Annotated in this window: 24 protein-coding genes; 13 read left to right on the plus strand and 11 right to left on the minus strand. The window is 47.3% G+C overall.

Annotated features, from left to right (window positions below):
* Positions 1 to 61 precede the first annotated feature (61 nt).
* A complete protein-coding gene (locus tag K0H59_RS03925) occupies positions 62 to 1,621 on the plus strand; it encodes an EAL domain-containing protein (protein WP_220054719.1) in 1,560 nt (519 codons plus the stop codon).
* Positions 1,622 to 1,675: 54 nt separating this feature from the next.
* Here K0H59_RS03925 and K0H59_RS03930 read toward each other — a convergent pair whose 3' ends face one another.
* The 4 genes from K0H59_RS03930 to K0H59_RS03945 all read right to left on the minus strand — a co-directional run bounded on the left by K0H59_RS03930 (position 1,676) and on the right by K0H59_RS03945 (position 5,019).
* Positions 1,676 to 3,046, minus strand: coding sequence for an ammonium transporter (locus K0H59_RS03930; RefSeq protein WP_258405889.1), 1,371 nt, complete (start codon positions 3,044 to 3,046; stop codon positions 1,676 to 1,678).
* Positions 3,043 to 3,381 (minus strand): P-II family nitrogen regulator, encoded by a 339-nt coding sequence (locus tag K0H59_RS03935; protein ID WP_011625272.1) that lies wholly within the window; start codon positions 3,379 to 3,381, stop codon positions 3,043 to 3,045. Before K0H59_RS03935 ends, K0H59_RS03930 begins: the two co-directional genes overlap by 4 nt.
* A gap of 295 nt (positions 3,382 to 3,676) precedes the next feature.
* Entirely contained in the window at positions 3,677 to 4,657 is a 981-nt protein-coding gene (locus K0H59_RS03940; RefSeq protein WP_220054720.1) for a ketopantoate reductase family protein, read from the minus strand.
* Positions 4,657 to 5,019, minus strand: coding sequence for a VanZ family protein (locus K0H59_RS03945; RefSeq protein WP_220054721.1), 363 nt, complete (start codon positions 5,017 to 5,019; stop codon positions 4,657 to 4,659). Before K0H59_RS03945 ends, K0H59_RS03940 begins: the two co-directional genes overlap by 1 nt.
* Before the next feature lie 162 nt (positions 5,020 to 5,181).
* Between K0H59_RS03945 and K0H59_RS03950 the strand changes: the two genes are divergently transcribed.
* Positions 5,182 to 5,667, plus strand: a complete 486-nt coding sequence (locus tag K0H59_RS03950; protein WP_011715934.1) for a YajQ family cyclic di-GMP-binding protein — start codon at positions 5,182 to 5,184, stop codon at positions 5,665 to 5,667.
* A gap of 96 nt (positions 5,668 to 5,763) precedes the next feature.
* On the opposite strand, the gene K0H59_RS03955 is transcribed toward K0H59_RS03950, so the two are convergent.
* The 4 genes from K0H59_RS03955 to K0H59_RS03970 form a co-directional block, all read right to left on the minus strand.
* The gene (locus K0H59_RS03955) at positions 5,764 to 7,155 is read right to left on the minus strand and encodes an AmpG family muropeptide MFS transporter (protein ID WP_220054722.1); all 1,392 of its coding nucleotides are present in this window, start codon (positions 7,153 to 7,155) and stop codon (positions 5,764 to 5,766) included.
* A 151-nt stretch (positions 7,156 to 7,306) separates the two neighbouring features.
* Complete coding sequence (locus K0H59_RS03960; protein ID WP_220054723.1) at positions 7,307 to 7,627, minus strand: hypothetical protein; 321 nt, start codon at positions 7,625 to 7,627, stop codon at positions 7,307 to 7,309.
* Between the two features lie 80 nt (positions 7,628 to 7,707).
* On the minus strand, positions 7,708 to 8,295 hold the full coding sequence (locus tag K0H59_RS03965) for a peptidylprolyl isomerase (RefSeq protein WP_011625277.1): 588 nt from the start codon (positions 8,293 to 8,295) through the stop codon (positions 7,708 to 7,710).
* A gap of 33 nt (positions 8,296 to 8,328) precedes the next feature.
* Entirely contained in the window at positions 8,329 to 8,895 is a 567-nt protein-coding gene (locus tag K0H59_RS03970) for a YajG family lipoprotein (RefSeq protein ID WP_041412552.1), read from the minus strand.
* Positions 8,896 to 9,031: 136 nt separating this feature from the next.
* On the opposite strand from K0H59_RS03970, the gene K0H59_RS03975 reads away from it, so the two are divergent.
* The 9 genes from K0H59_RS03975 to K0H59_RS04015 all read left to right on the plus strand — a co-directional run bounded on the left by K0H59_RS03975 (position 9,032) and on the right by K0H59_RS04015 (position 17,367).
* Entirely contained in the window at positions 9,032 to 9,595 is a 564-nt protein-coding gene (locus tag K0H59_RS03975; RefSeq protein WP_220054724.1) for a porin family protein, read from the plus strand.
* A 269-nt stretch (positions 9,596 to 9,864) separates the two neighbouring features.
* The gene (locus K0H59_RS03980) at positions 9,865 to 10,896 is read left to right on the plus strand and encodes a DUF2804 domain-containing protein (RefSeq protein ID WP_220054725.1); all 1,032 of its coding nucleotides are present in this window, start codon (positions 9,865 to 9,867) and stop codon (positions 10,894 to 10,896) included.
* Between the two features lie 52 nt (positions 10,897 to 10,948).
* Positions 10,949 to 11,812, plus strand: coding sequence for a sterol desaturase family protein (locus K0H59_RS03985; RefSeq protein ID WP_220054726.1), 864 nt, complete (start codon positions 10,949 to 10,951; stop codon positions 11,810 to 11,812).
* 197 nt (positions 11,813 to 12,009) lie between these two features.
* Complete coding sequence (locus K0H59_RS03990) at positions 12,010 to 12,645, plus strand: hypothetical protein (protein WP_088211033.1); 636 nt, start codon at positions 12,010 to 12,012, stop codon at positions 12,643 to 12,645.
* 168 nt (positions 12,646 to 12,813) lie between these two features.
* Positions 12,814 to 14,211: a UDP-N-acetylmuramate:L-alanyl-gamma-D-glutamyl-meso-diaminopimelate ligase gene (mpl, locus tag K0H59_RS03995; protein ID WP_220054727.1), complete on the plus strand. Its 1,398-nt coding sequence runs from the start codon at positions 12,814 to 12,816 to the stop codon at positions 14,209 to 14,211.
* A gap of 1 nt (position 14,212) precedes the next feature.
* Positions 14,213 to 14,872 carry a flavin prenyltransferase UbiX gene (locus tag K0H59_RS04000; protein WP_109286988.1) on the plus strand — a complete coding sequence of 220 codons (660 nt, stop codon included), beginning with the start codon at positions 14,213 to 14,215 and terminating at the stop codon, positions 14,870 to 14,872.
* Between the two features lie 7 nt (positions 14,873 to 14,879).
* On the plus strand, positions 14,880 to 15,410 hold the full coding sequence (gene hpt, locus K0H59_RS04005; RefSeq protein WP_011623888.1) for a hypoxanthine phosphoribosyltransferase: 531 nt from the start codon (positions 14,880 to 14,882) through the stop codon (positions 15,408 to 15,410).
* Between the two features lie 251 nt (positions 15,411 to 15,661).
* Positions 15,662 to 16,600: an ABC transporter ATP-binding protein gene (locus K0H59_RS04010; protein ID WP_220054728.1), complete on the plus strand. Its 939-nt coding sequence runs from the start codon at positions 15,662 to 15,664 to the stop codon at positions 16,598 to 16,600.
* Positions 16,597 to 17,367, plus strand: coding sequence for an ABC transporter permease (locus tag K0H59_RS04015; RefSeq protein WP_011715945.1), 771 nt, complete (start codon positions 16,597 to 16,599; stop codon positions 17,365 to 17,367). Before K0H59_RS04010 ends, K0H59_RS04015 begins: the two co-directional genes overlap by 4 nt.
* Positions 17,368 to 17,478: 111 nt before the next feature.
* On the opposite strand, the gene K0H59_RS04020 is transcribed toward K0H59_RS04015, so the two are convergent.
* From K0H59_RS04020 to rluA, 3 genes are all read right to left on the minus strand, one after another.
* Positions 17,479 to 21,336, minus strand: coding sequence for a S8 family serine peptidase (locus K0H59_RS04020; protein WP_220054729.1), 3,858 nt, complete (start codon positions 21,334 to 21,336; stop codon positions 17,479 to 17,481).
* 209 nt (positions 21,337 to 21,545) lie between these two features.
* On the minus strand, positions 21,546 to 22,007 hold the full coding sequence (gene asnC / locus K0H59_RS04025) for a transcriptional regulator AsnC (protein ID WP_011073571.1): 462 nt from the start codon (positions 22,005 to 22,007) through the stop codon (positions 21,546 to 21,548).
* Between the two features lie 95 nt (positions 22,008 to 22,102).
* On the minus strand, positions 22,103 to 22,780 hold the full coding sequence (rluA, locus tag K0H59_RS04030) for a bifunctional tRNA pseudouridine(32) synthase/23S rRNA pseudouridine(746) synthase RluA (protein ID WP_220054730.1): 678 nt from the start codon (positions 22,778 to 22,780) through the stop codon (positions 22,103 to 22,105).
* Between the two features lie 187 nt (positions 22,781 to 22,967).
* Between rluA and K0H59_RS04035 the strand changes: the two genes are divergently transcribed.
* A complete protein-coding gene (locus tag K0H59_RS04035) occupies positions 22,968 to 24,884 on the plus strand; it encodes a U32 family peptidase (protein ID WP_088211027.1) in 1,917 nt (638 codons plus the stop codon).
* Between the two features lie 152 nt (positions 24,885 to 25,036).
* The gene (locus K0H59_RS04040; RefSeq protein ID WP_220054731.1) at positions 25,037 to 25,411 is read left to right on the plus strand and encodes a PH domain-containing protein; all 375 of its coding nucleotides are present in this window, start codon (positions 25,037 to 25,039) and stop codon (positions 25,409 to 25,411) included.
* The last annotated feature ends 20 nt before the right edge of the window (positions 25,412 to 25,431 follow it).

Consider the following 25,431-nt stretch of genomic DNA (forward strand, 5'->3'; position numbering starts at 1 on the left):
TATCTATGCTAAATATTCTTGATGCAAAAATTAACAATTTACTCGAAAGGGATTTGTTACTATGCCAAACCGTTCAAATCTTATCCAAGCGTCGATGCGTAACTTTGCCTCTCTCTTCGAATTACTTTTAAAAAAGTGGTTGTTCTTACTGCTGTTACCCGTCGTATTCGCTTTTGTTTTTAGCTATTTTATCGCGGCTTATCTGGCACATAACAAGGCGACTGAGATTGGCGAGTTCAACCTAGAGCGTTTAGAGGCCATCTTAAAGCTGTCGGATCAGATAGGTGAATATGCCATGAACCTAACCGAAGAGGATTGTGGCAAGTTAACTGAATACATGCGTTTTCGGCCTTATTTTCGGGGCGTGTTACTCTTCAATGACAAGTCATTTTACTGTTCCTCGACAACCGGGAACCTCAATTTACCCCTGAATACTCTATTGCCCGTCGATAGACTCAAAGATGGTTCGCAACATATAGTGCCGGAAACGCCAGCGCGACCGGGCGTGCCAGCCATTATCACCACCTTTAAGAATGAACAAACGCAATACGGCGCGGTTGTGATATTCGAAGGTCAATATCTGATTGATAGCTTTATTCAACCCGATGTATTTCCCCGCGCGGTCAAAACCGTTGTCTTAGGTTTGCATGGTGCGACCTTGCCAGCGGCGCCACAGTTTAGCGGTAACGAAGTGATTACTGTGTTTGCTGGGGATAAATTTGAGGTCCACCAAGATTTCGTTATCTTGCTGGAGATCTCTAAGGCGCTGTTTTGGCACTTTTATTGGATTGCCTTTGGCCTGTTATTACCACTGATTTTCACCTTGTTCGTTTTATCTAGCCTACTGTTGTGGAAGCGTAATGGGCGTCACTCGCTAGCCGATGACATAAAAAGTGGTATCGAGAACCAAGAGTTTTTCTTGGTATACCAACCCGTTGTAAGCAGTGAAGACGGTAAGGCCAAAGGTGTCGAGGCATTGGTGCGCTGGCAGCATCCGCAAATGGGCTTAGTACGACCCGATTTGTTTATTCCCATAGCCGAAGAAAGCCAATTAATAGTTCCTTTGACCAATTATATTTTTGAGCGCGCCTTGGCGGATTTTAGCCAATTGCAGTTAACCACAGATTTTAGGATTGGCTTTAACGTGGCGCCCGAGCATTTTATCCAAAGCGATATCGAGGCTAAGTTTCGTTACCTTAGGGATGCGTTTGCCGAAATTGGCGTGCAGCCGTTAATCGAAATCACCGAGCGGCAACTATTAACGGTGGATATGTGTGAGCGAATCGCGGCGCTGCGTGAGCTGGGCATTCTGGTGGCGATTGATGATTTCGGCACTGGGCAGACAACCTTGTCGCTGCTGCAAACCTTTACGCTGGATTATCTTAAAATCGATAAATGCTTTATCGATACCATAGGCCAAGATTCGGTGACCTCCCATGTGCTGGATACCATCATCGAACTCTGCCATAAGATGAATTATGTGGCCGTGGCAGAAGGGGTGGAGACTCAAGAGCAGGCGGACTATTTAATCAGTCGAGATGTGCATTTTTTGCAGGGCTATTTATACGCTAAGCCGATGAAATTAAATGAACTGGAACTGTGGCTTAAGGAGCATAACTAGTTAATAACCGTCAGGGCAGACATGCCCTTGACGGTCAGTTTTGCGAGGCGAGTATTAGAGGCTGTAGCCTGTTTCTTCATGTTCGGAAAGATCGAGGCCATTCACTTCCTGCTCTGTGCTGACACGAAGTCCGCCGAGGATTTTACCAATGACCATAAACAACAACCAAGACACCACAGCGGTGTAACTCAAGGTGGCAATAACCCCAATGGCCTGCGCCCCGAGTTGGTCGAGCATAGTGGGGTTAACACTGGCAAAACCATAACCGCTGAAGATCCCAAGCTGAGTCGAACTAAACACTCCTGCCAGCAAAGTACCGAGAATACCGCCGACACCGTGTACTGGGAACACATCGAGCGAGTCGTCAATCTTGAGTTTTTGTTTAATGTAGACAGTTGAAAAGAAGCAAACCACACCGCCAAGAAAACCGATGACTAACGCGCCAGCAGGGCCAACATAGCCTGATGCGGGCGTGATAGTGCCAAGGCCTGCCACCATACCAGTGACGATACCGAGTGCACTGGCCTTACCAAATTTATACCACTCGATACCCGCCCAAGTAATGGCGCCCATCGACGCGGCTAAATGGGTCGCGAGTATCGCCATTGCCGCAGTGCCATTGGCGCCTAAGGCGCTGCCGCCATTAAAGCCAAACCAGCCCACCCACAGCATGCCCGCGCCTGTTACTGTCATGGTCAAGTTATGGGGCATAATGGCCGAGTTTAAAAATCCCTTACGCGGCCCTAACACTTTTGCCGCCACCAGTGCCGCCACCCCAGCGGTAATGTGTACTACTGTGCCGCCAGCAAAGTCATATAGTCCAAGTTCGGCTAACCAGCCGCCGCCCCACACCCAGTGGGTGATGGGTGCATAGACTAACAGCAACCAAGCGCTTGAAAACATCAGTACGGCGGAGAACTTCATTCGCTCGGCAAAGCCACCGATGATCAGCGCTGGCGTGATAATGGCGAAGGTCATTTGGAATAGCATAAACAGAGGTTCAGGAATATCCCCGCTGACACTGTCGCGACCAATGCTGGCGAGAAAAGCTTTGCTCAGCCCACCGATAAAACCGTTGCCGGTATCGAAGGCGATGGAGTAACCCACCACAAACCACAGCACAGAGGCGATAGCAGCGATAGAAAAACACTGCATTAAAATCGATAGCACGTTTTTACTGCGCACCAGACCGCCGTAAAACAGCGCCAGCCCTGGAAGTGTCATCAATAAGACGAGGGCCGATGAGCTTAAAATCCATGCGGTGTTGGCGCCGCTGAGCTGTGCCTCATCGGCCAAAGCTGTGCCCGCAAAGCCGCTGGCGAGCAGAGTCAATAATGCCTGATAACCCAATTTTGAATAACGGGCGTTTGGCGTATTCGTGCTGCGCTCGAGCTTAGCGTTAAGTGCGGCTGTCTGTTGGCTCATATCGCATCACTCCCTTCTTCCGAGGTGCGCACGCGGATCACTTGTTCGAGTGGGGTGACGAATATCTTGCCGTCACCGACTTTACCCGTGTGAGCGGCGGCAACAATCGCTTCGATGACCGCATCTTCTTGCTCGGAATGGATGGCGATTTCAAGCTTCATTTTGGGGAGAAAGTCGACCGCATATTCGGCGCCGCGATACAGCTCTGTATGTCCCTTCTGGCGACCAAAGCCGCGTACTTCGGTCACTGTCATACCTTGGATACCAAGTTGCGTCAGCGCTTCACGTACATCATCAATTTTAAAGGGTTTAATAATAGCGGTGATGAGTTTCAACTTTATTCTCCAACGAACTTCAGACGTAAGTTAGGTGAACAAAGCAGGAATCAGGCCATAACAATAATGTTTTTATTATCATTATGTTAACAATGTGGCGCACTCAAATAGACAGCGTTTTTGCCGCAAAACAGTGCAAAAACAGGTGATTACGCCCCGATTTGGTGCGCTGTGATGGTGCATTTAGTATCAAAATGCCAATTCGAGCGCATTTAACGATGCTGGAATATCACCGAGTTTGATTTAGTTCGGTTGATTATGGCTAAATCCATTTAAAATCAATTAAATGAATTGATTAAGCTTGTGGTGTTATCGCCGACAGCTGTTTAATCGCTTGGCACATTTGGGCATTGGTGGCTGCACTTAAACCGTGCGCGCTGGCGCGGTCACAAATATAACCACTAATTTGTTCAATCTCGGTTGGCCTATGGTGTGCTACATCTTGGTGCATCGACGAGAAGTTCGCGGCCGTGAGTTCAATCACCCGGTACACACGCTCTTCAAGCATTTGTCTATCCAGCGCTATGCCATCCTGGGCGGCCACCTCGACCAGCTCATCTAAGATACTGGCGATGGTCTGGGTAAATTGCGCCTGAGCCAAGGTGCCATTGGGGCATTGATGCAGGGCAGTCAGGGGATTAATCGCGGCGTTTACCGCAAGCTTTTGCCAAAGACTCGGAATAATTGCCTCAACCCATTCACTGTTGGGGATAGCGTTGAGCAGCCCATCACGCAGTGCTTGTGGTAATGCGGGACCGGTAAAGTGACCAAACTGGGTCAAGCCTTGGCCAGTTTGTTTGACTTGCCAGCGGGACTGGCGCAGCACGCCTTGGGAGGTAGTACCTAGGCTTAAGCCTCGACCCTGTAATTGAGGTGCCAGTGCCAAGTGTGGGCCCATGCCATTATGCAGTAAAAGGATATGACACTGAAGCGAGAGTTTGCCGAGTAAAGGGCTAATGGCATCAATGACTTGATAAGCCTTGACGCACACAATTAGCAGCCTGATCTGCTGCAAACTTGTGCTGTTTAGATTAAATGTAGGCACTCGGTATGACACTGAGTCGGTATCAGCATCCGTTGATGACAGAGGGCAAAACACGAGCTCTTGCCAATACGTCTCAGTGGTGGATGCAGAGGCCTCACGCGCTATCAAGCCTACGGCTAATCCTACCGAATGCAGTTGATGACAAATCAATTGTCCCACAGCGCCAGCACCTAAAATCGCGATATCGGTGACTTGAGACTCTACAGTCGATGACGCACCTTGGCCGAACATTATTCTTCCTTGAGTTGGGCGGCGCTAAAATATTTTCGATAGGCCCAAAGACAGAAGTAAAACAAAGCGATACCGGCAAAGTCCGCTAACACGTCACCCACAGAGGCACTGCGGTAGGGTAAACGCGATTGCACTAGCTCAATCAAAATCGCGTAGGCGGCGAGTATCAGTGAGAGCCAATACCACTTAGGGCGAAAGGCGAGAAAGGTCAGATAAGAGAGGCAGAAGAAGCTCCCAAGATGGCCTACCTTATCGATATTGGGGATACTTTGCGAATAGGTTGGTCTGGAAAACACCAGATAACTGATCACGACAAAGGCTACGGCTAAAGCCAATTTGAATAGGGTGTTTTTAGTTATCACAAATACAATTTGATTATCTTAGTGTGACGCCATAATAGGAAAATGTGTCGCCAAAGTCATCCATAACCCGAGTTTTATCTTGCTTGGGTAAAGTTAACCTTCAACTTGGGGGAGGGAGTCGGTAAACTATGGGCATTTACAATCACCTAAGGGGCGGCAACTATGCCTTCATTTGATATTGTGTCTGAAGTGGATGAGGTTGAATTACGTAACGCGGTTGAAAACTCCCGCCGTGAACTCAGCAGCCGATTCGATTTTCGTGGTAAAGAGGCCAGCATCGAATATAAAGATCATGTGGTGACTCTCACCGCAGAAGATGATTTCCAGTGCAAGCAGTTGGTCGATATTCTGCGTACCCAATTGAGCAAACGTAATGTTGAGCCTTCGACTATGGATGTCGACGAAAAGTCGGTTCACAGCGGCAAAACCTTCTCCCTGAAAGTGCGCTTTAAGCAGGGGATCGAGACGGATATCGCCAAGAAAATCGTTAAGATGGTCAAAGATAGCAAGATTAAAGTGCAATCTCAGATCCAAGGCGACACAGTGCGTGTAACGGGTAAAGCCCGCGATGATTTACAAGCTGTGATGGCGTTAGTGCGTCAAGCGGATCTGGGTCAGCCTTTCCAGTTCAATAACTTCCGCGATTAATCGCAAAGCCTAGCCAGCATGTGATTCACCTCGAGTCGGTGTGCTGATAGAGGTTCAAAAGCCCCCGCTATCAAAGGCGAGGGGCTTTTTTATTGCTTAGGATTCGGCGTCGCCCTTGCTGACATGGGGTACGTATCTATTCACTAAATGAATAAGCAGTAACACGGGAAAACCAATCACACTGGCGGCGACAAAGAAGTTTACATAGCCATAGGCATCGACATAGGCGCCCGAGAAGCCAGCAATAAACTTAGGGAAGAGCAACATAATTGAGGAGAGTAGCGCATATTGGGTTGCACTGTAGCCGCTGCTGGTGAGGCTCGAGAGATAAGCGATAAAGGCGGCGGTGGCAATACCAGCACTAAAGTTATCGACCGAGATCGCAAAGGTTAAAAATTGGACGTTGTAACCAATCATCGCCTGCCAAGCAAACAGCAAATTGGTCACGGCGACCAAGAGGGCGCCAAGGAATAAAATCTTCATGGTGCCGAAGCGGGCTAATAGGATACCGCCGAAGGCGGCGCCAACTAAGGTCATGATAAGGCCATAGATCTTACTCAGATAAGCAATTTCTTCTTTGCTAAATCCCATGTCCACGTAGAACACGTTGGCCATAATCCCCATCACAATATCCGAAATGCGATAGCAGGAAATCAGCAATAGAATCAAAATGGCGCTGCGACCATAGCGTTTAAAAAAGTCGATAAAGGGCAGTATGCTGGCGGTATAAATCCATGAGATGCTCGCCGCAAGCGGCTTGGGATAACGCTCACTCAAGCGTTGTTTTACCGCTAATTCGGTTTCATCGGCGGCGCGGGTATCGACCTGTGGCTCGCGGCTAAAAAGCGTTGTTAACACCCCGACAAACATCAGTCCTGCCATCACCAAATAGGAAGTTTGCCAAGCGAGCAGGTTATATTCGGTATTGCCGGGCTCAACCCAAGCGGCGATGCTGAGTGCACCAGCGGTCGCCACAATCATGGCGCTGCGATAGCCCACCTGATAGGCGGCGGCAAGCGCGGCCTGCATTTTTTCGGGAGCTGATTCGATACGAAAGGCGTCAATCACAATATCTTGGGTGGCGGATGCAAAGGCGACCATGAGGGCAAATACGGCCAAGCGTTCGAGATCTTGGAGTGGGTCGCTAAAGGACATACCCAAAATGGCGCCGACCAACAGCAGTTGGGCGAACAGCATCCAACTGCGTCGCCGGCCTAAAAAGCGCGTCAGTATGGGCAGAGATAATCTGTCCACTAAGGGTGACCAGGCCCATTTAAAGGCATAAGCCAAGGCTATCCAACTGAAATACCCGATAGAAGTGCGGTCGACTCCCGCTTCCCGTAGCCAAAAAGACAAGGTTGAAAAAACCAACATTAATGGTAGGCCGGCAGAAAAGCCGAGTAACAGCAGTATCAACACGCGCTTATGGTAGTAAACGCTGAAGAATTCTAAGATGCGTCGATTTAAACCGATTACGAACATAAGCATGGGCCGAGGAGTCGAATCCGCCTAGCTTACGGGGAAGATGCGGTGGGATTCAAGGATTAATGCGTATCCTTTTGATGCTCGCTGGGTTTCTGTCCGAAAGGACTGAAAATAAAAAAGACCCAGCAAGCTGAGTCTTTAGCGAGTGTATTACTCAAGGTCGAACACCAATGCACCCCGAGGGCATTTGGCCTCCCAAACTAAGGAAGTCACAGCACGCATGTAACTGCTGACATAGGTACTGATTGCCACGGATCATCCAGTCTGGCCACTTGTTAAAGCTATGGAGCAAATGCCAAAACACGGTTTCTGTTTCTGTTTGCGCTTCATTACTTGGAATGAGTAATTGCCATTCCTCGAGTGTGTCCCAAAGATAGAGCTGGACTTCATGGAAATCGAGCTCGTCACTCAAAAATGCTTTGCCATACATAGCAAGCTGGGGCGCTTTATTATCGATAAATTCTTCAATCGTCACCCTTGCCTCCTTTCTGTTGCTTTTTGAGTATAGACAGAGGATTAGGGCTTTTGCTCAAATTTTTTCGATTATTTTTTCGATTATTTTTTCGGCAGTAATTTAGCTGTTTTCAATATGATAGGTGTCACGGGCACATCGGGCCAATTGAGTTTCGCATTGGTAGTGGTCTCGACCACGGCCATGGCTTCCAGCACTTGTTTGCCCTCAATCACTTCACCAAATACCGCATAACCCCAACGACGTTTTGATGGATCCAGCTTAGTGTTATCCGCCACGTTGAAGTAAAACTGGCGGGTAGCCGAATGAGGATCATTGTCGCGCGCCATCGCAATAGTGCCCATGCTGTTGGATAAGCCGTTGCCAGACTCGTTAACGATAGGCTTACCCGCGGGTAACTCTTCTAACTGTGGGTTTAGTCCGCCACCTTGAACGACAAAGTCACTGATAATACGGTGGAAAATCGTGTTGTTGTACTCGCCTTTGACCACATAGGTCAGGAAGTTATCGACGGTAATCGGTGCGCGGGTTCTATCGAGTTCGACCACAATCTTACCTAGGCTAGTATCAAACTCGACTTGGGGATACAAGGTATCGGGTTGAATGTCGATTGCCGCCCAGCTGCTATAGCTGGCACAGAGAACTAAGAGTGCAGATATCCAACGAAACATTATGATTTCCTTATTAATTACCAATTAGCACTATTATTGTTGCAGGAACTGGTTTAACTCAGGGTCATTCAAAATTTCCCCTGTAAGTTGGCCGAGTAACTTGTTCATATCCAGCTCAAGAGTGGCAAAGTCTGGCGTTAACGGACCTTTTAAGGTGCCCTTGGCTTTATAGCGTTTGACCAATTCTTGACTGGAGTTACGGGCTTGCACGGCAATTAGTACGCTGTGCTTGGCCTCATAACCGAAGGTCTTTTTGGTGACATCCATTTGCAGTTCTTCTAACTGAACTTGCACTGAGTTGGTCGCGCTTGGGTCAATCTGGTAGCCCGCTTGGGTAAAACCGTTACGGAAAACTTCATCGAGCAATAATTTAGGTGGCTCACTCGGGCCGACGAGGCGAGTCTTAGTGCCTTCTTCGATAAAACGCGCCACGTACTCAACGTTACGGGTATCAATGGTATCCAATGAGATCTGTACGGGTCTGGTGGTCTGTTGGCTAATATCGGGAACCTGTGGGCTAAATGCCATATGAGTTGGATTTTGGCTCGCGCAGCCCACGAAGAGCAGGGGGAAAGTCAGCGTCAATAATAACTTTTTCATGGGGGATCTCATGCAAGTAAAAAGTGGCTACAGCATACCAGAAATCCCCCCCGTTACCACAATGCACTCGGGTTCAGTACCGATACAGGTGCAAAGGTTATGATGTGCCTACATCTGGATACTGAATTTAAACAATATGAAATACTTAACAATTAATACTTGGCTGTTGTCGTTCGCACTGTTGGCTGGGGCTGTCGTGGGCAAGGCGAATGCTGGCGATTCTCCCCATGTGTTAGGTGGCAGCTTAGGCTATGGCACTCAAGAGTTTGAAACTAAGAGTGGCAAATATGATGCGGGCGATACCTTCACCAGCGACTTGTATTATCGCTATATGCTTAACGACAACTTTGGCGTTGAAGCGGGGTATTTAACGGGCTCTGGTGGTGTGGCCAGTGCGCTCGTTAGTACATTCAGCGAGATAAAAGATTTACGCTTCCAAGGTGTTAGAACTACCGCCTACGGCGAATATGCGCTCTCCCGTGGTAATAGTCTGTACGCCAAACTCGGCGCTGCTTACACCCAAGTGAGTTATGAGATGGATAAGCAAGAGATGGATTCGGACGATGTGGGCTTTTACGGCGCGGTCGGTTGGCAATATCGTTTTCGCTCGGGCTTTGGGCTAAACCTTGAATACCAATATGTGCCAATGAAACAGCTCGAGCTACAAGGGGTAAACTTTGGCATGAGTTATCGTTTCTAACGACTTAGGTTTGCGGAATTAGGTTTACGGAATCAGGTTTACTTAGTCATTCACTATCATTTAGTGGAGCAGTCTGTGTCGATTAAGCGCCTTCGTGCGCTTTTTTTATGATCCGCAGGTGGGATTAAACCGAATTCCTGTCGGCAACAAAATCACAACAATTTGAGCTTGCACTCTTTTAATGCAATGGGCGACAGGTTAGAGTAAAAATTCAACATTAAATAAGAGAGCATAAATGCTCCTTCGATTGCACAAGCAAAGGCGAGTTTATGTCTAGGATTATTACCCAAATCGCCCCCGACAGTTTAATCAATGCCAAAGGTCAGCCACATTTCGGCCATTTCGACGGCATAGTGGGAAGCTTAGGTTTAGCGGATTTTGCCTATTTCGATACCATGGACAAGCCCGCATCAGCTTGGGCAAAACGGTTTGACTATAAGCAATTTCAGTTTATTTCGATTATCACGCCGCGCTACATCCTTGGCATCGCACTGGCGGATATCGTCTATCTGGGCAGTGGTTTCTGTTATTTATATGATATTAAAAACAACAGGTTAACTCAATATGACTGGTTAAAACCCTTTGGGCTTGGTTATCGGATGACGCCTTCACCCGCGAATGGCACAGCCGCTATCGGCGGCAAAGGCGCTAGCGTGACCTTTGAGATCCAAGAGGGGAATTGGCATTTAGTGATTGATACTAAAAGCATTCAAGCCGATTTAACCCTGCATGCCTTACCCTTAAGTTTACCTATGGCCATGTGTAGCCCCACGGGATACAACGGCTGGACCTATACCCAAAAACACAATGGCTTATCGGTCAAAGGACAACTCACCATAGACCATGAACCGCAACCATTAAATTTTGCTCTCGCAGGTTATGATTTTTCCGCTGGCTTTATGCGCCGTGATACCAGCTGGCGCTGGGCATCTATCAATGCCCAAATAGATGAAGGGGTGATCGGATTAAATCTTGCGGCGGGCGTTAATGAAACCGGTGCCAATGAAAACGTGTTTTGGATCAACGGCGAGCGGCATTTACTCGGACCTGTGCAATTTGAATTTGACCGACATGGCCAGCAGGGCACAGATCTCTGGCGTATTTATAGTCACGATGGCCGCGTCGATTTAGAGTTTACGGCGCGAAATTGCCGCAGTGAGAAACGCAATTTTATCTTGCTGAAGAGTAACTTCCGCCAATATCTGGGGCTTTTTAGCGGTTTTATCATTGACAATCAGGGACGTAAATTCCAACTCAACAATGTATTGGGATTGACCGAGGACCATTACGCCCGCTGGTAGGCTATGGGCAGTTTTACGCTTTAATACAATAATAACAATAGGATAAAGGTATATGGATATCGCCGCGTTAATCAATCACCCCGAGGTGTTGCTGCTGGTATTGGCCCCGCTATTTTTTGTCTGCATTTTGCTGGAATGGTATTTCGGCGACAGAAGACAAAAACTACCAGTGAGTGCCCGTTATCACACCAAGGAAGTGCTGTGTAATTTTAGTCTCGCCGCCATGCACCAAGGCGCGGATATCCTCACGGGTTTGCTGATCGCTAAGTTGTATCTAGCGGTATTTGGTTGGAAATTATTCGATATTCAAATGGGGCCACTCAGCTTTGTACTGCTGATGATTGCCCAAGATTTTTGCTATTACTGGTTCCATCGTGCGAGCCATAGAGTGCGGTGGATGTGGGCGGCCCATGTGGTGCACCACAGCTCGGAAAATATGAATTTTAGCACTGCGTTTCGGCAGAGTTTGATGTATCCCTTCGCCGGCATGTGGGTGTTTTGGTTGCCGCTGGTGATATTAGGCTTCGACCCTAATTGGGTGGTCTTTGTGGTGCTACTGAATTTAGGGTTACAGTTTTTTGTGCATACCCAAGCGGTGAGAAAACTTGGCCCATTAGAATGGCTGTTTAATACGCCTTCCCACCACAGGGTGCACCATGGGCGTAATCCACAATATATCGATAAAAATTATGCCGGTATTTTGATTATCTGGGACAAACTCTTCGGTACCTTTGTACCCGAGGGCGAGACGGTGATTTACGGGATCACTAAACCCGTCAACAGTTTTAATCCACTCAAAGTGACCTTTAGCGAATGGCGCGATATGTTCAGCGAGGTGACGGCTCGGGGGCTGACGTTCTCGGAGCGATGTAAAATCCTCTTCGCGCCCCCTGCAAGCCAGCAAAGGGATGAATGATTTAGCTCAATACGCGAGCTGTAGCCCTTAACGAGTGGTTCGCTCTTCATTAAATAGTGCAAATGGCTAATAGGAGTCATACCTTAGCCTTGCTAGCCTACTTTTCTTTTTTTGCAAATTTGTAGATGAAAAAATGTACAGAATCATGCTTTGGTGGTAATTTTTTGTACAAGGGATTCATCTGAGTAGGTTGCAGTATGGTCGATGAGCCGCATTTAACCTTAGAGGAATTGGCTTGTTTTAGAGAGCTATTTTCTCCTAATCGCATAACCCATAACGCCGAGGATGCTCATCCTGAGCCTTTGGTTAACCATGTATTAACGGTCAAAACCGATGTGCCGCAGGCGCTGGCTTCGCTATTGGGTAAGGCCAAGTTAACCCTGCTGGCCGAGGTCGGCCCCTATAAACTCTGGTTTCCCTTAGAGATGCGCCTCGATGATTTTGGTCAATTACAGCCCACTCTTGGGGTGCCTGAAGTCTTTGACGCGACTGGCGCGGAGCGAAGTTGGCGTTTGACTCAGCCAGAAGATGTATGGATATTCGACCAAGATCGGGGTGAACAATGGTCTGTGGTGTCTTTATCGAGTTCTGGCATGGCGATCCGAGCTAAATCACCACAACAGTTTGAGCGCTTAGTCGATAGTCAAGAGTTGCAATTACAGTTACCCGAGGGTGAAACCATGCGGGTTAAAATCGAGCCTATCCGCCATGAAGAGGGACTAGCGATTGTCAGGTTTCAGGCCGAAGCTGAAGAGCGAGAAGCCCTGCGTCAGTTCCTCTTTAATCGCCACCGCAGTCAATATCCAAAGCTCTATGCCAGCTTGCGCGGATAAGTGAGCTGAGTGGCACAATTCTGTTAGCTAAACTTCACTCAATTGTAAAAATCCCTTTCTCTATCAGTATCTTTGCCAAACAAGTGGCTTTTCCGAGATCCTAACCTGCCAATCTGCGGTGCTATGGATTAGAATAGCCTTGAATTCAAAAACATCAGAGCGAGCGGTATGCACGTACATATTTTAGGAATTTGTGGAACCTTCATGGGTGGTCTAGCACTCTTGGCTAGGGCAAAAGGGCACAGAGTGACAGGCTCGGATGCCAACGTCTATCCACCGATGAGTACGCAGCTTGAAGAGCAAGGTATTGAACTCATTCAAGGTTTTGACCCAAGCCAGTTAGGTGAAGCGGGCAGTTATCCCGATCTTGTGGTGATTGGTAATGCCATGAGCCGAGGTAATCCTTGTGTCGAAGCGGTATTAAACCTTGGGATCCCTTACATTTCTGGACCACAGTTTTTAGCCGATCATATTCTGCCTGAGCGTTGGGTGCTAGCCGTGTCTGGTACCCATGGAAAAACGTCTACCTCAAGCATGCTGGCGTGGATCTTAGAGGATTGTGGTTATCAACCTGGTTTTTTGATTGGTGGTGTGCCACAAAACTTTGGCGTGTCGGCCCGTTTAGGGGAATCGGCGTTTTTTGTGGTCGAAGCCGATGAGTACGACAGCGCCTTCTTCGATAAGCGTTCTAAATTTGTGCATTATCATCCCCGTACGCTGGTGATCAATAACCTCGAATTTGACCATGCCGATATTTTTGCTGATTTAGCGGCGATCCAAAAACAGTTCCATCATCTGATCCGTACCGTGCCAGGACAAGGCAAAGTGATTTGGCCTGCCGATTCCCACGCGGTAAAACAAACCATTGATATGGGCTGCTGGAGCGAGCAAGAGACCTTCCACACCGCGGAGGTGACTAAGGGCTGGCATGCTAAGGCTTTAAGTGATGATTGCCATGAGTTTGAAGTCTTCTTCGATGGTGAATCCCAAGGTGTACTCGAATGGGCGCTGATTGGTCAGCACAATATCGAGAATGCGCTAATGGCCATCGCGGCCGCGCGCCATGTTGGGGTTAAACCGAGTGCCGCTATCGCGGCATTAACCCGCTTTGTACCGCCGAAACGTCGTCTTGAGCTGTTGGGTACTGTTCACGGTGTGAGCGTATACGATGATTTTGCTCACCATCCAACGGCGATTGCGACCACTATTAAGGGCATGCGTGCCAAGGTCGGTCAAAGCAAAATCACTATCGTATTAGAGCCGCGCTCGAACACCATGAAGAGTGGTGTGCACAAAGACACACTGGCTCATTCTATGCTGCAAGCGGACGAAGCCTTTTTATATCAAGCCGATACTATCGATTGGAATATGAAAGAGGCGATGGAAGCGGCGGTGATCCCTGTGACAGTCCTACATCAGATTGATGATGTTGTGGCTAAAGTCTCTGCCTCGGCAAAAGCGGGTGACACTATCGTGGTGATGAGTAACGGCGGCTTTGGCGGCTTACATAAGAAACTGTTGGCGGCGCTCGAAGTCAGCCCTCAGTTTGTTCAGCAGGCGGACTAATATGGCCTATGCCAAATCAGAGAAAGCCATTAGCTTAGCTTGGACGGGAGCCTCGGGCGCGCCTTATGGCTTGAAATTATTAGAATGTTTATTAGCCTCGGGCTACCAAGTATTTCTAATGATCTCGAGCGCTGCCCGTGTGGTGCTGGCCACTGAACATGGCCTGCAGCTCAGTGCTAATAGCGATAAAGCCAAGGCACAATTGCTCGATGTGCTGGCACAGAAGAAGATAACCTTATCTGGCGAGTTAGTGGTATTAGGCAAAGATGAGTGGTTTTCGCCTCCAGCTTCAGGCAGTGCAGCCCCTAAACAAATGGTGATTTGCCCTTGTTCGACGGGGACACTGGCAGCTGTTGCCACTGGCATGAGCAATAATTTGCTCGAACGGGCGGCGGACGTGGTATTAAAAGAGCGCGGTCAGCTGATCCTAGTTCCGCGGGAAACTCCGTTTAATGCCATACACTTAGAGCATATGCTAACCCTATCGCGCTTAGGTGCCACTATTATGCCTGCGGCGCCGGGCTTTTATCATAATCCCAAATCCGTAGAAGATCTGGTAGACTTCATGGTCGCTCGAATCCTCGATCATTTGGGCGTTGACCATGCATTAACGAGTCGCTGGGGCTATGACAAACACTCCCCTAATGACATCGACAATTGAGACTGATATGAAACACACCACCGAAGTGATGATCTCCGCGGAAGAGATCAGCCAAAAATTGGATCAAATGGCCGAGCAAATCAATGCCCACTATGCCAACAGCGAGCGTTTGCTGATGGTGGGATTATTAAAAGGTTCAGTCGTATTTATGGCTGATCTGTGCCGCCGTATTAAAGGCCATGTTGAAATCGATTTTATGTCGGTTTCGAGCTATGGCAATGCCATGACCAGCTCACGGGATGTGAAAGTGCTGAAGGATGTGCAATCGGATATCGCGGGTCGCGACGTGCTGATTGTGGAAGACTTAATTGACTCGGGCAACACTTTAAACAAAGTGCGCGAAATGCTGTTATTGCGTGAGCCAAAGAGCTTAGCCCTGTGCACTCTGTTGGATAAACCCGAGCGCCGTGAAGTGGATGTTAAGGTCGACTTTATCGGTTTTACGATTCCTGACGAGTTTATTGTGGGTTACGGCATCGATTATGCTGAGCAATACCGCAACTTGCCTTATATAGCCAAAGTGGTGCCGCTCGAATAAGCCCCGATGCGTTATGACTCAAACTCCCGCCTAGGCGGGAGTTTTGTTTTGTGCTGTAAGTTGGCGACGCAAATACTGTTTGGTTGCATTTATCCGCGTTTGGTGATCTATTAGTAATTTTTAATAAATTAATCTGTATTGATTCAATCAACTAGAGTCATACTTCGTTTTTATACAGCTTGGCGTATTGCATTTGCTGTTTTCGACACCATCTTATTGTTTTGTTCATTCTTTCAGGATCAGGTAGCACTATGGCCAATCATGCCCATGCTCTCGTACTCGAGGGGCTAAAAAAAACCTACAAAGGCGGCGTTGAGGCGGTAAAGGGGATTAGCCTTACCGTTGAACAGGGAGACTTTTTTGCTCTACTCGGCCCGAATGGCGCAGGTAAGTCGACCACCATTGGCATTATCAGCTCCTTAGTGCAGAAAACCGCAGGCTCTGTGCAGGTGTTTGATTTTGATATCGACAAGCAGCTTGAGGAAGCCAAGTTGTGCATCGGTTTAGTGCCACAGGAATTTAACTTCAACCAGTTTGAAACGGTACTGCAAATCGTCGTGAATCAGGCGGGTTATTATGGTGTGCCTAAGGCCGTGGCTCTTGAGCGAGCCCAAAAATACTTAAGCCAGTTGGATTTGTGGGATAAGCGCAACAGCCAATCTCGTACGCTGTCAGGCGGGATGAAGCGGCGATTAATGATTGCCCGCGCCCTGATGCACGAACCTAAGTTACTGATCTTAGATGAACCAACTGCAGGGGTCGATATTGAGCTACGCCGTTCAATGTGGGAATTCCTCAAGCAAATCAACCAACAGGGCGTGACTATCATTCTGACCACCCACTACCTTGAAGAAGCAGAAATGCTGTGTCGTAATATCGGCATTATCGATAAGGGCGTGTTGGTGGAATGCACGAGCATGAAGGCCTTGCTGAGTAAGCTGAATCTTGAAACCTTTATCCTTGACCTGCGCCGCGACATCGATGTCGCTCCTGCACTCAATGGTATGGTTTGCCGTTTAACCGATCCGCATACCTTAGAGGTGGATGTGGCGAAGGATCACAATCTCAATGATGTGTTTACGCAACTAACCGCCGCTAAGGTAGAGGTTTTGTCGATGCGTAACAAATCCAATCGTTTAGAAGAACTCTTCGTCGAGTTAGTGAAGAAAACCCAAGGAGCTAAGGCATGAAACAGCTGTATTTTATCGCCTTCAAAAGCATATTAACTAAGGAAATTAATCGTTTTACCCGGATCTGGATCCAGACCTTAGTTCCGCCAGCAATCACTATGACCTTATATTTTTTGATTTTTGGTAACTTGGTCGGTAGCCGCATTGGTGATATGGGTGGCGTATCTTATATGGAGTTTATCGCGCCAGGTCTAATCATGATGTCGGTGATTACTAACTCCTATTCGAATGTGGCGAGCTCTTTCTATAGCGCGAAATTTCAGCGCAATCTCGAGGAGTTAATGGTCGCGCCCGTACCTCACTATGTGATGATCGCAGGCTACGTGGGTGGCGGTGTCGCTCGCGGCTTATGCGTTGGTTTAATCGTCACGCTAGTCGCCATGTTCTTTGTCGACATCAGCTTACATCATGCAGGCCTTGTGGTCATGACGGTATTTTTAACTTCAGTGCTGTTCTCCTTAGGGGGATTAATTAACGCAGTATTTGCCAAGAGTTTCGATGATATCAGCATCATCCCGACGTTTGTGCTCACGCCCTTAACCTACCTCGGCGGGGTATTCTATTCACTGTCGTTGCTGCCATCATTCTGGCAAGGCGTTTCGGCACTGAACCCTGTGGTCTATATGATCAACGTCTTCCGTTACGGTTTCTTAGGTTTTGCCGATATCAGCATTCCGCTTTCAATTGGCATTATGGTGGGCTTTTGCGCCGTACTTTGGGGCGTTGCTTATTACCTGATCTCCAGAGGCATAGGGCTGCGCTCGTAATCAGCTTCTTGTTGATACCATCAATGTCTAACGTCTTTCAGGACGGGACATTAAATAATAAAAAAGGGAGTCACTTAGACTCCCTTTTGTTTGCTTACTTATATGAACAGATTACTTCATACGACGACGTATTGCCGCCAGAGGTAATAACAATGCTGTTAACCAACCCAGTGCACCGCCACCTGAATCAGGCTTGTCTGCGACGGTGAGAGTGAGTTCGCCTGTATTGCTTTGAAGCTTGCCATCGTTAGCTACAACAGTGAAGGTGTACACACCTGCTTTTTTAGGTGTAACAGTTATATTCTCGTTTGTTGAAGTAAAGCTCAGACTTTCTCCTCCAGTTTGTGTCCACACATATGTTAATTTGTCACCATCAACATCGAATGGATTTGGCTTTAGCGTAATGGCTTCTCCAACAGTACCACTATGTGGTTGTGGTGTTACTACAGGGGCATCATTCACATTATTGACAGTAATTGAAACCATTGCCGCAGCACCAGTATTGCCGTCCTCATCTTGAGAGGTATAACTGAGACTATCAGAGCCGAAGTAATCGACCGCAGGCGTATAGTCTATACCTCCAGTCGCATTGACGGTTGCAGTGCCATGTGATGGTGCTTTTACGATACTGATATTGCCTAAGGCACCTTTTGGCATAATCTCAAAAATACGCTGTGCGTTTGCTGTGATGCCATCACCAGTGATAGATGCTCGTGCAACTTTCATATCTGGTTTGTCATCATTAGCTAACACATCAATTGAGACTAAGGTTTCTTCATTTGTTTCAGCTGTATCAGCTTGTCCTGCATTTAGGCTTGTTGCTTTTACATCATAGTTAATGGTGACATTACCAGCAGTCGTTGTTTTCAACGCTAACGAATCACCTGAAGTGATACTGCTTCCAGTACCATTGTAGTGATAAGTTGTTCCGATCGTGCCACCGATATTCTCGGCACCGATAGTAACACTGGCAGGCATATTCGGGATGTCAATATAGTTAAATACGACTTCTTCAGTATCACCTGTTTTTATCCAGATGCTAAAGGTATAGGCAGTACCAGAAGTATCACCATAGAGCTGACCTTTATTCCATTCAAGCGCAAGCCACTTAGCGCCATCATCATCAGTGAAGACACTCGCCGCTAAGTTACCGCCACCCGTATCGCCAGCTGTATTATCTGACAAGTCAAAATCAGACCAGAATGGCGCTAGAATATTGTTAGGGTTGCTGCCGTCAGGTAATTCCTTGTTAGCATAGGTTCCACTAGCACTACCGCCGCCAACAATCGCCAATCCGTTGTCTGAAATGGTTATTTTGTTGTAGCTTACGCCGTTGTATTTAAAGCTAGGAACGGTAAAGGTAAAGGATTGCTCATCACAACCATCTGAACAGGCAATAGGTTTCACACCTAACTCAACAATACTTGGGAATCGTTGTGCGCCTTTTACCGTGTTCATTTGAGGTAGGTCGAGCTTACCAACCCAAGTCACTGAGCCAAGGTCTTCGTTAACTTGTAATCCATTTTGTGTCGCACCTGTAAGTGTAACTTTAACGTCATCTTTAGAGGTAAGTTTAGTGCCTACCGGAGCTTGTGCAGTAACAGTGACTGTATTTTCAAATACGGTATTGTTGATTGAAGCCACAACGGGAATGACATCACTAGCATTGATATCTGTTTTAGTTGTGTAGGTTGAAATCAGGTTAGAGTCACTTGATTCTTTAGCTAAAACAGCCAGCGGTAAATGAGCATCTTGTAAGCCATCCGCACTGGTAATCATGGTATTACCAAAGATCCACTCACCGTATTCCGCAAACGTAGAGTCAACCGTTACGGTAAAGGTTGCTGAAGCCCCTGCAGCTAATTCGAGAGTTGCAGGAGATACCGTAATTCCAGTGCTATCAGAAGAGGCGGATAAATTCCAAGATGTTTGGGTATTTCCCTTATTGTACACAGTGCGAGTGAAAGTACATGGACCAACACAAGAATCTGATGCAATGGATGGTTTATCAAATGTAAGCACTGCTTTCGCAGCAGCATCTAAATCCATACGTCCAGCACCCATATCGAATGGTGTGGCTGGCGTAACAGCATCATCATCAAGAATGCCATCAAACTTAGCTGTTGATGTGAGGGCTGTCTTAATATCGTTTGCGCTCCAATCTGGATGGAGTTGGCTCATCAATGCTGCAGCACCTGCAACATGTGGGCTTGCCATACTCGTTCCTGAGATCATATTGAAGTCTTCACCGCCATCGTCTGGTGAGAATGCGGATAGGATATTTGTACCGGGAGCAGCAATATCTGGTTTTAAGATATTTTGGTTACCATCTGGGCCGCGAGAGCTAGTGCTGTTTAGGTTATCTGCAAGTTCAGGAACCATAATACGTTTAGTCTTGGCAACGATTGTGCCTGAAGTTGCAGTTTCGCCCATTGACTCAATAATGGCCAAGCCTGCATCCATTGTAATCATCACCGCAGGAAACTCTTCACCAGGCATTGACATGGTGATTGGGGCCCCTGCTGCGTTGTTATAAACAACAACGGCTTTAGCCCCCGCGGCTTTGGCATTTGCAGCTTTCAATGTGAAATTACAGCTGCCACGAGAGATTAAGGCGATGCCATCTTTAAAAGAATCCGCTGCAAAAGCGTTACAGCCATTCGCATTTTCAGCATCTAAATTTTTTGCAGCAATTACAGTACCAGTAATATCTGCTACTAAGTTAGCATCTGAACTAGGAATGGCTAATAGATCATCACCACCAGTATTGAAGCTATTAGCAAAATAACGTCCAGTCGTTGTGTTTGCCACTGTGATACCTGACTCGATACACCCTGGACATCCGATCGTTTGTGGACCATTACCGTCGTTACCTGCGGCAGTTACAACAACTACCCCAGCGGCTTCAGCGGCTTCAAACATGGTTTTGTAAGGGCTGCTAGCTGGATCGCCACCAGGACCTCCACCCCATGAGTTGTTAATAACGTCTGCACCATCATTTACAGCGTGTTCTAACGCTTCCATCAGCATAATGTTAGAACCACTACCACCAGTACAGTCTGCCTTGCTATAGAGTGCTTTATAGACCATTAAATAGGCGGCAGGTGCAACACCTGATAATTCAACAGGGATCTCTTTAAATGTTGTTGATACTTTATTGCCAACAGCCGTGCCCGCAACGTGCGTACCATGGCCGCCATACCCGAGAGGGCTCATATATTCGTTTGGACATACTTGGAATGTTGGTTGTGACCAGCGCGCAACAATTAATTTATTGTTACAAAATGAAGCATCTACAGTTGAGCAGTAGTCATCCTTCGGTAAATTACCGCTTGGTGCTGTAAAACCTGCATCGGCGAACATTGGGTTTTCTGGACGGATACCACCATCAATGACCGCAACTCGAATACCTTTACCAGCATTCTCCATACCAGAAACAGCATTCCACATGGCTTGGGTATTAATGACTTGGTGTGATGCGTCCATACTAATTTCGTACATACTTTCTGGATAAACAGATTTCACGCTAGGCATTTTCGCCAAAGTGTCAGCGGTTAGGCCTTGACCAACAACAGTTACACCATTGAATAAGGTTTGAAATTGACGCTCTACTTTAGCGTTAGGAATAGTCTTGGCTAAAGCTGCTGCAAAATTGTTTTGCTCTTTTGCTAGGTAGTTTGAATAACTCTTCACTTCGGAAGACTGAACGTTTAGCTTTTGTCCCTTCTGAGTTGTGGCTGTCGCAGCGTAAGAGCCAATGCCACCCTTATATTTGGCTAGAGCTGGTGATTCCATTTCAACGATAAAACGTTGTGGAGCAGTAAGGTTAGTTCCAGCTAGTTTAGGTTTGGTATATTGGTCTTGAGCGGTGATTTCTGGTGAGTAAGTTTCAAAAGTGAACCCACTGTTAGCAACTGCTGCACTTGATAATAGTGCCGCCGAGATAGCGATAGATAATTTTGTCTTCACAACTTCATTCCTTGTCAATTAATGCTTTTGGTACTTGTTAATAGCACCTTGTAGCTAAATTGTTATTGTTATGCTGCTCATTGTGATGGCTAGCAATGAAGTTGTAACACAAAAATATCGTGCGGTTAACACTTTTGTCAGAAAAAAGACTTAAGTCAAATTCTTGCGATATAGCATTCTGTTTGAAGGCTTTTTTGTGAGAGCCGTAACTAAGGCTTTACTGCTCTTGTGATAGGGTTTTGCAGGCTGATAAGGGTTTCAGTCGATTGAATTTCGTCGATGGATTGGATGCGATTAATCAGCACGTGCTGCAGGCCATCGATGGATTGGCACATGACTTTGACAAAAATGCTGTAGTTGCCTGTGGTGTAGTAGGCTTCTACCACTTCTTCTAAGGCGTTCAGCTTGGCGATGGCGGCGGGGTAGTCGCCGGCACTTTTGAGATTAATTCCAATAAAACAGCAAACATCATACCCGAGAGCCTTGGGATTGATGGTGATCTGGGCACCGGTGATAATCCCCGCTTGTTTCATTTTCTCGACACGCACATGGATAGTCCCCGCACTCACGCCGAAACGTTTGGCAAGCTCGGCAAACGGGGTGCGTGCGTCTTGCATTAAGGCTTCGAGGATATGGTTATCTAGCTGATCACGCTGAAATGCGGTTTCCATAAATAAACTCTCTATAACATAATGAATTGTCATAAAGTTACGTTCTTTTATGGTGAATTGCTACTGCTTTTAGGTGTTTTTATTGTTTTTAGTGATCATTGCTCACCTTCTGGCTCACAAAAGGGAGCATCGGCGCTGAACGTCATGCTCTCACCCGTGTAAGGGTGTTTAATGGTGAGCTCTGCGGCGTGGAGTAATAATCGCGGTGCTAGGGATTTTGCCAGCGGATCCGCATAAAAACCGTCGCCGAGGATTGGATGCCCCAGCGCCATCATATGTACCCTGAGTTGGTGTGAGCGCCCTGTAATCGGCTTTAGCTTTACCAAAGTCGAGCGTTTGGCGCGGCTTAGCACTTCAAAGTGGGTTAATGAGGGTTTACCTATTTCGTGGTCAACCTTCTGTTTTGGGCGATTGGGCCAGTCGCAGATCAGCGGATAATCCACGCTACCCGTTGTATCTTTAACGTGTCCAGCGACTCTGGCGAGATAGGTTTTGCTGGTTTCTCTATCGTGAAATTGGCGTTTTAGCTCGCGCTCGGCGCTGCGAATGAGCGCAACCACCATGACACCCGAGGTCGCCATATCGAGGCGATGGACGATTTGGCAATGGGGATGCTCGGCTTTGACTCGGGCATACACACTGTCGTAATGGGCAGGATCGCGACCGGGCACGGACAATAATCCAGATGGCTTGTTGACCACGATTATGTCTTTATCTTGATAAAGCACATCGAGCCAGGGAGTTGTCGGTGGTTGGTATATAAAATCAGTCATAATCGCGCCTATTAAACAATGCGCGGAAAAGATACTCTGCTCGGCTCTGGGGCGCAAGTTTGTTCTCTCTCCTGCTGATCTCGCCTCGCTTTAATCCAGCGAAAAATGATTTGCAGATAGAGCTGGATTTGAGTTTTTGTTATACTCGTCACCTTTTTCGTGATTGTTCATTTTGAGCCAGTGAAGTATGAGCCAGCCAGAGATTTACACACCTGAGACACTTTCTCACGTTAATAACCGCTTAGAGTTATTGGCGCCTGCAAAAAATGCCGATTATGGCATTGAAGCCATTCGCCATGGTGCCGACGCGGTTTATATCGGTGGTCCCGCATTTGGAGCGCGTGCGACCGCGGGTAACAGTGTGGAAGATATCGCCCGTCTCTGTACTTTTGCTCATAAGTATCATGCGCAAGTGTTTGTGGCTATTAACACTATTCTGATGGACGATGAGCTCGAAACTGCTGAAAAGCTGATTTGGGATGTGTATAACGCGGGCGCTGATGCACTGATTGTGCAGGACATGGGCGTATTGCAACTTAACCTGCCGCCGATTGCGCTGCATGCTAGTACGCAAATGGACAATCGTAATCCCGAGAAAGTCGCCTTCTTAGAGCAAGTGGGTTTTTCACAAGTGGTATTGGCGCGCGAGTTAGGCTTAAGCCAAATCCGTGAGGTTGCAGCTCATACCAATATGCAGATTGAGTTCTTTATCCACGGCGCACTGTGTGTGGCCTACAGTGGATTATGTAACTTAAGTCATGCCTTTAGTAATCGAAGTGCAAACCGCGGTGAATGTTCGCAAATGTGTCGTCTACCGGGCAATCTAAAGACCCGCCAAGGGGATGTGTTGGCGCAAAACGAGCATTTACTCTCATTAAAAGATAATAACCAAACCGATAACCTCGAAGCCTTGATTGATGCCGGTGTGCGCTCTTTCAAAATTGAGGGGCGTTTAAAAGACTTAAGTTACGTTAAAAACGTGACTGCCCATTATCGTCAAAAGCTCGATGCTATTATGGCGCGTCGCCCTGAGTTTGTAGCGTCATCCCACGGCCGTACTGAACATACTTTTACTCCGGATCCCGAAAAAACCTTTAACCGTGGCAGCACAGATTACTTTGTGAATGAGCGTAGCCAAGGGATTAAAGATTTCCGCTCGCCAAAATATATCGGTCAAGATGTGGGTAAAGTGGTCGCCATCGGCAAAGATTTTATTCAAGTCAGTTCAACCCACGAATTTAATAACGGCGATGGCTTAGCCTATTTCCCGCCAAACTATGCGATGGCCAAACAGTCCGATGACAAATTGCAGGGACTGCGTGTTAACCGTGCCGAAGGTCATAAGCTGCATGTATTGCAGGTGCCGCGCGATCTGCGTGTTGGTATGACGCTGTATCGTAACCATAACCAAGCCTTCGAGACTTTACTTTCCAAGGAGTCTGCCAAGCGTATTATCGGCGTCGATATGCGTTTAACTGATACCGCTACGGGCGTGGCGTTGACCTTAACGGATATCTACGGTCTCAGTGCAACGGTTGAGCTTGCAGTCGAAAAGACGCCCGCCACCGACGCTGAAAAAACCTTGCAGACTATCCGTACTCAATTGTCGAAACTGGGCAGTACCGACTTTACTGCGCGCCAGATCAGTATCGAAACCGCTCAGCCTTGGTTCCTGCCAGCATCTGTGCTCAATGGTCTGCGCCGTGATGCGGTAGCTGCATTAGAACTTGCCCGAGTGGAAGGCTACCAGCGTCCCAAACCTTGGAAATATAACCAAGATGCCGTGTATCCCTTCAAACACTTAAGTTACTTAGGTAACGTGGCCAACGAAAAGGCGAAGGATTTTTATCAGCGCCATGGCGTGATTGAAATTCAGGACACCTACGAGAAAAACGGCGTGACCGAAGATGTGCCGTTAATGATCACTAAGCATTGCCTACGATTTAACTTCAATCTCTGTCCTAAGGAAGTACCGGGCATTAAGGCCGACCCTATGGTGCTTGAGATTGGTAACGATGTGTTGAAGTTGGTGTTCGACTGTCCAAAATGCGAGATGATGGTCGTTGGTGAAAACCGCCAGGTTCGCGGTCAAAAAGCTGTTTAATCTAGGTTTGACTAGGCTTGAATGGTTATCAAGGGAGCGTTGAGTATTCAATGCTCCCTTTTTGTTTTTAGGGCCGTTGCCGCTCTCTTTGTTGCCACTTGGTTAACTACAGGATATTTTATTGAAAAATTTCAATAATAAAGGATGCCAGCATGGGATTGTTAGATGGGTTATTGGGGAATGCGTCTGAGGTCGATTTACAGGAACTGGCCGAAGAGCTGCGCCCAATTATGGGTATTCAGGAAGAGTTAAAACTGGCCTATAAAGTGATCCGCGATCTGTTTGTATTTACCAACAAACGCTTGATCTTAATCGATAAGCAAGGACTGACGGGCAAGAAAACCAGCTATCACTCAGTGCCCTATAAATCCATTACTCATTTTGAAGTGGAAACCACTGGCCATTTCGATATGGATGCTGAACTTAAAATTTGGATTTCAGGCCAAAGCGAACCACTGGTTAAAGAACTCAAACGCGGTACCGATGTCGTTGGGATCCAAAAGACCATAGCGACGTTTGCGCTCTAATCCCTTGTTTTAGCGATTGA

The sequence above is a fragment of the Shewanella sp. FJAT-51649 genome (assembly GCF_019457435.1).
GTDB classification, from domain to species: domain Bacteria; phylum Pseudomonadota; class Gammaproteobacteria; order Enterobacterales; family Shewanellaceae; genus Shewanella; species Shewanella mangrovisoli.